Raw genomic sequence first — 7,500 nt, forward strand, 5'->3', positions numbered from 1 at the left:
AGTCGCTCCAAAAGGCTGTGTTGACAATTGAGTCACAACATAGCAGGTTTTTGCACTTTTTCTCGATCATTATGGATCGGTGTTTCATCAATTTTTCGGATGGTCCAGAGGGAGGGATTCTGGTTGGATGCAGCGATTAGCGAACTATGGCGCAAAGTACTCGCCAAGATAGAAAAATCGCTAAGCAAACCCAGTTTTGATACCTGGCTGAAGGCGACAAAGGCAACTACATTAGAAGAGGATGCACTGATCGTCGTCGCACCAAACGACTTTGCTCGTGATTGGCTAGAAACCAGGTACGCACAACTGATTACCGATACACTATATGAAGTGACGGGTATCAATATGAAAGTAAAGTTCGTCGCGATGCAAAATCCTGATGCGGCTTTTGCGGACGAACAACCTGCCCCACGGGTGAAAATGAGCGAACCGCCAACAGTCGCGGACGACCAGCCACCCAGTATCTTAAATCCCAAATACACCTTTGACACCTTTGTCATCGGCTCAGGGAATCGATTCGCTCACGCCGCATCGCTTGCGGTTGCTGAAGCTCCTGCAAAAGCTTACAATCCCCTCTTCATTTACGGAGGAGTCGGACTTGGCAAAACCCACTTAATGCATGCAATTGGCCATTATGTCATTCAACACAACCCATCGGCGAAAGTGGTCTATTTGTCGTCTGAGAAATTCACCAATGAATTCATCAACTCTATTCGTGACAACAAAGCCGTCGAATTCCGCAATAAATACCGGAGTGTTGACGTTCTTTTAATTGATGACATTCAGTTTTTGGCAGGCAAGGAATCGACACAAGAAGAGTTTTTCCATACGTTCAATGCCTTGCATGAGGAAAGCAAACAAATCATCATCTCCTCCGATCGACCTCCTAAGGAGATCCCGACACTGGAGGATCGCCTCCGCTCACGCTTCGAATGGGGACTGATTACTGATATTCAGCCGCCAGACCTCGAAACGCGGATTGCGATTTTGCGCAAAAAGGCGAAAGCAGAAAATCTCGATATCCCTAATGAGGTAATGGCGTACATCGCCAACCAGATCGACAGCAACATCCGCGAGCTGGAAGGCGCACTGATTCGTGTCGTTGCTTACTCCTCCTTGATTAATCGCGATATCGACACGCAGTTGGCAGCGGAAGCACTGAAAGACATCATTCCTTCCTCCCGCCCACGCGTGATTACTATTATGGACATCCAACGAACGGTCGGAGAAGCGTTCAGCCTGAAACTAGAGGATTTCAAGGCGAAAAAACGGACAAAAACCGTCGCTTTCCCACGTCAGATTGCGATGTATCTATCCAGAGAGCTGACGGATGCCTCCTTGCCGAAGATCGGTGATGAATTTGGCGGCCGTGACCATACGACAGTCATCCATGCCCATGAGAAAATCTCTCGTGCGCTGGCAAATGACCCTCATATGCAAACAACCATTCAGTCGCTCATTGAAAAGTTAAAAGCAAACCATTAAACCTGTGCATAACGCAAAAAGCCTATACACAACTTACCCACATGTGTATAGGCTCTCTTTTACGTAATGGACCCACATATCCACAAATCCACAGGCCCTATTACTACTTCTGTTAAAAAGATTTATCCTAATAAGTTATGATAAAGGCGCAGCCATTATGCAGATTCCAAACAAAAATAATGGCGCCGGAGAGGGAGGCTCACGTCGATGCATATTACCGTTCAGCGTGAAAAGCTGTCGAATGCCGTATCGCATGTTAGCAAAGCAGTTTCTAGCAGAACTACGATTCCAATTTTGACCGGGATTAAAATCAAAACCGACGATGAAGGTTTGACACTGACAGCAAGCGATTCTGATGTGTCTATTGAAGTTCAAATCCCGCTAGAAGAAGCCGGAGAATGGGGAGTAACCGTACATCAACCTGGTAGCATTGTATTAACTGCACGTATTTTCAGCGAAATCGTACGCAAGCTGCCAAGCAATGAAATTGACATTCAAGTTGATGATCGTCTCGTAACCAAAATTCGTTCCGGACAAGCTGAGTTCACCATTAACGGAATGGATGCCAACGAATATCCACAACTGCCGCATCTGGAAGAAGATAAAGTCTTCAGTGTTCCCTGTGATTTACTGAAGGCAATGATTCGCCAGACTGTTTTTGGTGTTTCCACTTCCGAAATGCGTCCGATCTTGACAGGTTTGATGTGGTCGCTTGATCAAGGCAAATTGCGTTTTGTAGCAACCGACAGCCATCGCTTGGCTAGCCGTACCGCAATGGTCGAATGCCCAGAGGATCTTTCTTTCCATAACGTGGTTGTTCCGGGTAAAAGCTGCAATGAATTGGTAAAAATATTAGATGACGACCAAAACCTCGCGGATATCGTTGTTGCGGACAATCAAATTTTGGTGAAGTCCAAGCATATCCTGTTCTATTCCCGTCTCTTGGAAGGAACCTATCCGGACACGACCAGAATTATTCCACAAGGAAGCAAAACGGAGATCACCGTTAGCACCAAGGAGTTTTTGCAATCCATCGAGCGTGCTTCTCTGCTCAGCCGCGAAGGCAAATCGAACGTAGTCAAGCTCGTTACGATGCCTGATGGAACCGTCGAAATTACGTCCAATGCACCGGAGATCGGGAAAGTAACGGACATTTTGATGCCAAAAGCAATGAATGGCGAAGAATTGAAAATCTCCTTCAACGCCAAATACATGATCGATGCGCTGCGAGCAATCGATAGCGCGGAAATCAAAGCGAGCTTTAGCGGCCCGATGAGTCCATTTGTGATTCGTCCGACCGATCATGACTGGATGCTCCATTTGATTTTACCGGTTCGTACGTACTAATTTGTTTTTACGTAAAAGAAAGGAGCCAAGCCATGCGTGAGGTTTCCATTAGCACAGACTATATTGCTCTCGGCCAATTTTTGAAGCTGGCTGAAATTATTGACACGGGGGGAATGGCCAAAGCTTTTTTGGCTGAGGTTCCGATCCAGATCAATGGAGAGCTGGACAACAGACGTGGACGCAAGCTATATCCTGGCGATGAAGTGGCGATTGAAGGCTATGGTCGCTATCAAGTGGTACGCCCCTGAGAGGAGAGCGTGATTCTTGTTTCTCAAGAACCTGTCGCTAACCAATTATCGCAACTACGAAACGATGTCTCTGTCGTTTGACGGTCCCATCCAGTTGTTTATTGGCAACAACGCTCAAGGGAAAACGAATGCTCTCGAATCGATCTATGTTTTGGCACTCGCCAAATCCCACCGAACGCCCCGCGACAAGGAGCTTATTTCCTGGGATGCCGATTATGCCACGATCCGTAGCGATGTTCTTCGTCGCTACGGTTCTGTTCGTTTAGAGCTGCAGTTGACAACCAAGGGAAAGCGGGCCAAAATCAACGGAATGGAACAGCAGAAGCTGAGCGCTTATGTGGGGGCATTGAATGTCGTCATGTTTGCACCCGAGGATCTTTCCATTGTCAAAGGCGCACCTGCCCAGCGCAGACGCTTCATCGATATGGAAATCGGTCAGGTTTCACCTACGTATCTTTATTATTTGAGCAATTACAACAAAGTGCTGGCCCAGCGAAATCAGCTTTTAAAGGATTTGGCCATGAAAAAAAGTAACTCGCTGGAAATGCTGGCAATTTGGAATACCCAATTAGCCGATTTAGCGGTAAAATTGTTACGTAAGCGTTTTGAGTTCATTCGGAAGCTGGAGACGTGGGCACAGGAAATCCACACCGGCATTACCGATGGCAGGGAAAGACTTTCTTTGCATTACGTTAACTCATCTCCCGTTACAGAAGAGATGACGATAGATCAGGCTGTAGATAAAATGCTTGCTGCCTACGAAGAGGTTCGCGACCGGGAAATCATGCGGGGGAGCACCCTAATTGGGCCACACCGTGATGATTTTTCACTTAAAGTGAACAACATGGATGTGCAAACGTATGGTTCCCAGGGACAGCAACGCACCAGTGCGCTGTCCATTAAATTAGCCGAAATTGAGCTGATTAAAGAAGAAGTGGGAGAATACCCCGTTCTGTTGTTGGATGATGTCTTGTCAGAGTTGGATGAACATCGGCAAACATTGCTGCTCGAAACCATTCAGGATCGAGTGCAGACGTTTGTAAGTACCACAGGTGTGGAAGGCTTAAAGCATCAGGTTCTCCAGCAAGCCTCTCGTTTTTACGTGAGGGAAGGGAAAATCTCCGGAGAAAGGTAGGGGGTACAGGGATGTTTATTCACATTGGTGGAGATACTGTGGTGAGCACGAAGGAAGTCATTTCCATTCTCGATCATCAGACTGTGAAATCCTCAAAAATCAATAAAGCGTTCTTGCTTGAAAAAAGTAAGACAGTTGTTGATCATAGTGAGGAAGAAACGAAGTCTTATGTAATCACCCAGAACGCCATTTACTGTTCACCTATTTCTTCTCTGACGCTGAAGCGACGCGCTCAGTTCGTGGACAGCTTGGATCAGTTTCCCTTTGTACAAGCTGAAGTGGAGGAGTTGACAGAGTAGTGGATCAAGTGACGACGAAAGATACAAACTACGATGCGAGTCAGATTCAGGTACTGGAAGGGTTAGAGGCAGTTCGGAAACGTCCCGGCATGTACATCGGGTCGACCAGCAGCCGAGGTTTGCATCACCTGGTATGGGAGATTGTCGACAATGCCATTGACGAGGCGCTGGCCGGTTATTGCGACGAGATCTTGGTGGTCATTCATCCAGACAACTCCGTATCTGTAACCGATAACGGTCGAGGAATCCCGACTGGCATTCATGAAAAGACCGGGAAATCCACAGTTGAAACCGTTTTGACTGTATTGCACGCCGGTGGTAAATTCGGCGGCGGCGGATACAAAGTGTCCGGCGGTCTTCATGGGGTAGGTAGCTCGGTAGTGAACGCGCTATCCGAATGGATGGAAGTCGAGGTTAAACAAAATAATCAGGTATACTACATGCGCTTTACTGTAGGCGCACCGAATGCCGATCTTGCTGTCGTAGGCGAGACCGATGAAACGGGAACAAAAGTAACCTTCAAGCCCGACCCGACTATTTTTACCGAAACAACCGTATTTGAGTACGATATTTTGCAAAAACGTATTCGCGAGCTGGCGTTCCTGAACAAAGGATTGCGTATCACGCTCAAAGATACACGTCCAGATCAGCAGAAGGAAGAGTCCTTCTACTACGAGGGCGGTATCATCCAGTTCGTAGAACACTTGAATAAAAACCGGGAAGCCCTGCATGATGATGTGATTTATTGCGAAGGGGAAAAAGAAGGTCTTGTCGTGGAGGTTGCCCTTCAGTACAACGACAGCTATGTGAGCAACATTTACTCTTTTGCCAATAACATCAACACGCATGAGGGTGGTACTCACGAAACCGGATTTAAAACGGCTCTTACACGTGTTATCAACGACTACAGCCGCAAGTTTAACTTCCTGAAGGAAAAGGATCCGAATCTTTCCGGGGACGATGTGCGTGAAGGCATTACCGCGATTATCTCCGTAAAAATTCAAGAGCCTCAGTTTGAAGGACAAACAAAAACGAAGCTGGGCAACTCGGAAGCGCGTAGCATTACCGAGTCTGTCTTCGGTGACCGTTTTAACACCTTCATGGAAGAAAACCCGGGTGTAGCCAAAAAAGTTGTGGAAAAAGCGCTCATGGCATCTCGTGCCCGTGAGGCAGCTCGTAAAGCACGTGAAATGACTCGCCGCAAGAGCGCGCTGGAAGTAAGTGCTTTGCCGGGTAAACTGGCGGACTGCTCTTCCAAGGACGCATCTGAATCTGAACTGTTCATTGTAGAGGGTGACTCTGCGGGCGGTTCTGCGAAGATGGGACGCGATCGTCATTTCCAAGCTATTCTTCCTCTTCGCGGGAAGGTATTGAACGTAGAAAAAGCACGTCTGGACAAAATTCTCGGCAACAACGAGATCCGTGCCATTATTACGGCTTTGGGAACAGGTGTTGGTGAAGACTTTGATATTTCAAAAGCACGCTACCACAAAGTCGTCATTATGACGGACGCCGACGTCGACGGATCACATATTCGTACGCTTCTGCTGACGTTCTTCTTCCGTTACATGAAACAGTTGATTGAAGCGGGGTATATTTATATTGCGCAGCCGCCTCTCTACAGCATCAAGCAAGGGAAGACGTTGCATTATGCTTATACCGACAAGCAGCGTGATGAGGTGCTCGCTACCTTGAAGGCTCAACCGAAACCTAACGTCCAACGCTATAAAGGACTAGGTGAGATGAACGCGGATCAATTGTGGGAGACTACGATGGACCCAGAAGTCCGTACGTTGCTTCAGGTTGATCTCGAGGATGCTATGGATGCCGATATGGTGTTTGAGACACTGATGGGTGACGAAGTAGAGCCTCGCAGGGAGTTTATTGAACAATACGCGGCAAACGTACGCGATCTTGATATTTAAATTTGGAACGAAGAAAAAGCTTGTCCTCTACCGGGCAAGCTTTTTCTTAATGAAATTCTGAAAACACATTTGAAATATACAATGAACATGACTTATAATAGATTGTGCTTTTGTTAAACTCGAATTTTACAAAAAAGTTCACCCACGCAATAAAAAAAATCAAATTTTCTATTGCAATGAATTTGAAAGTGTGATAGATTAAAGTTCCGGAAGTAATCACGGGCCTATAGCTCAGTTGGTTAGAGCGCACGCCTGATAAGCGTGAGGTCGGCTGTTCGAGTCAGCCTAGGCCCACCACTTACATAGCTGATGTGACAACTGAGTCATGAAAGCGCTAGAATGGGGCTGTAGCTCAGTTGGGAGAGCGCCTGCCTTGCAAGCAGGAGGTCATCGGTTCGATCCCGTTCAGCTCCACCATTCTAAAATATGTTATTCCTCGGTAGCTCAGTTGGTAGAGCAATCGGCTGTTAACCGATCGGTCGGCGGTTCGAGTCCGTCCCGAGGAGCCATTGAAACGGCCCGTTGGTGAAGCGGTTTAACACAGCAGCCTTTCACGCTGTCATACAGGGGTTCGAATCCCCTACGGGTCACCTAGCAAAACACCCTGCGATCGTAGGGGTCCTGGAGGCTTAGCTCAGCTGGGAGAGCATCTGCCTTACAAGCAGAGGGTCGGCGGTTCGATCCCGTCAGCCTCCACCACTTTTAACAACTGAATGTTTTACATGGAGCTGTGGTGAAGTTGGAGTTCACGCCGGTCTGTCACACCGGAGGTCGCGGGTTCGAGTCCCGTCAGCTCCGCCATTTTTCTCAAGCGATGGCGAAACAATTACGCTTGAGGCTCGGTAGCTCAGTCGGTAGAGCAGAGGACTGAAAATCCTCGTGTCGGCGGTTCGATTCCGTCCCGAGCCACCATTTATACAAAACACGCCGGTATAGCTCAATTGGTAGAGCACCTGACTTGTAATCAGGGGGTTGTGGGTTCAAGTCCTATTGCCGGCACCACTTTTTCTTTGAAAGTTGAATAAGGTTTGCTTTTGAAGGACAAGCTTGGGGAGATAGTG

Annotated in this window: 6 protein-coding genes and 9 tRNA genes (1 of these 15 only partly in view); all 15 read left to right on the plus strand. The window is 47.5% G+C overall.

Features of this window, described 5'->3' with window-relative positions:
- The first annotated feature begins 99 nt into the window (after positions 1-99).
- Entirely contained in the window at positions 100-1,485 is a 1,386-nt protein-coding gene (gene dnaA / locus AB432_RS00005; protein WP_085965027.1) for a chromosomal replication initiator protein DnaA, read from the plus strand.
- 207 nt (positions 1,486-1,692) lie between these two features.
- A complete protein-coding gene (gene dnaN / locus AB432_RS00010) occupies positions 1,693-2,832 on the plus strand; it encodes a DNA polymerase III subunit beta (RefSeq protein ID WP_048035487.1) in 1,140 nt (379 codons plus the stop codon).
- Positions 2,833-2,864: 32 nt separating this feature from the next.
- On the plus strand, positions 2,865-3,080 hold the full coding sequence (gene yaaA / locus AB432_RS00015; RefSeq protein ID WP_012683786.1) for a S4 domain-containing protein YaaA: 216 nt from the start codon (positions 2,865-2,867) through the stop codon (positions 3,078-3,080).
- Positions 3,081-3,096: 16 nt separating this feature from the next.
- Complete coding sequence (gene recF / locus AB432_RS00020) at positions 3,097-4,215, plus strand: DNA replication/repair protein RecF (protein WP_012683787.1); 1,119 nt, start codon at positions 3,097-3,099, stop codon at positions 4,213-4,215.
- A gap of 11 nt (positions 4,216-4,226) precedes the next feature.
- A complete protein-coding gene (gene remB / locus AB432_RS00025; protein ID WP_007720118.1) occupies positions 4,227-4,514 on the plus strand; it encodes an extracellular matrix regulator RemB in 288 nt (95 codons plus the stop codon).
- Positions 4,514-6,439, plus strand: a complete 1,926-nt coding sequence (gene gyrB, locus AB432_RS00030; RefSeq protein ID WP_048035488.1) for a DNA topoisomerase (ATP-hydrolyzing) subunit B — start codon at positions 4,514-4,516, stop codon at positions 6,437-6,439. The genes remB and gyrB overlap by 1 nt, the downstream gene beginning before the upstream one ends.
- A 220-nt stretch (positions 6,440-6,659) precedes the next feature.
- Positions 6,660-6,736 (plus strand) — tRNA-Ile (locus tag AB432_RS00035).
- Positions 6,737-6,780: 44 nt separating this feature from the next.
- A tRNA-Ala gene (locus tag AB432_RS00040) sits at positions 6,781-6,856 on the plus strand.
- Positions 6,857-6,872: 16 nt separating this feature from the next.
- Positions 6,873-6,948: transfer RNA gene (locus AB432_RS00045), tRNA-Asn, on the plus strand.
- Between the two features lie 7 nt (positions 6,949-6,955).
- Positions 6,956-7,029 (plus strand) — tRNA-Glu (locus AB432_RS00050).
- A 33-nt stretch (positions 7,030-7,062) separates the two neighbouring features.
- Positions 7,063-7,138: transfer RNA gene (locus tag AB432_RS00055), tRNA-Val, on the plus strand.
- Positions 7,139-7,163: 25 nt separating this feature from the next.
- Positions 7,164-7,240: transfer RNA gene (locus AB432_RS00060), tRNA-Asp, on the plus strand.
- A gap of 35 nt (positions 7,241-7,275) precedes the next feature.
- Positions 7,276-7,351: transfer RNA gene (locus AB432_RS00065), tRNA-Phe, on the plus strand.
- Between the two features lie 14 nt (positions 7,352-7,365).
- Positions 7,366-7,441 (plus strand) — tRNA-Thr (locus AB432_RS00070).
- Positions 7,442-7,488: 47 nt separating this feature from the next.
- Positions 7,489-7,500, plus strand: a tRNA-Tyr gene (locus AB432_RS00075) (it continues 73 nt past the right edge of the window).

This window comes from Brevibacillus brevis (assembly GCF_001039275.2).
In the GTDB taxonomy this organism is placed as follows: domain Bacteria; phylum Bacillota; class Bacilli; order Brevibacillales; family Brevibacillaceae; genus Brevibacillus; species Brevibacillus brevis_C.

Excerpts from the sequence above, each read along its gene's own strand:
- dnaA (WP_085965027.1), top strand. The coding sequence starts at position 100 with ATGGTCCAGAGGGAGGGATTCTGGTTGGATGCAGCGATTAGCGAACTA.
- dnaN (WP_048035487.1), top strand. The coding sequence starts at position 1,693 with ATGCATATTACCGTTCAGCGTGAAAAGCTGTCGAATGCCGTATCGCAT.
- yaaA (WP_012683786.1), top strand. The coding sequence starts at position 2,865 with ATGCGTGAGGTTTCCATTAGCACAGACTATATTGCTCTCGGCCAATTT.
- remB (WP_007720118.1), top strand. The coding sequence starts at position 4,227 with ATGTTTATTCACATTGGTGGAGATACTGTGGTGAGCACGAAGGAAGTC.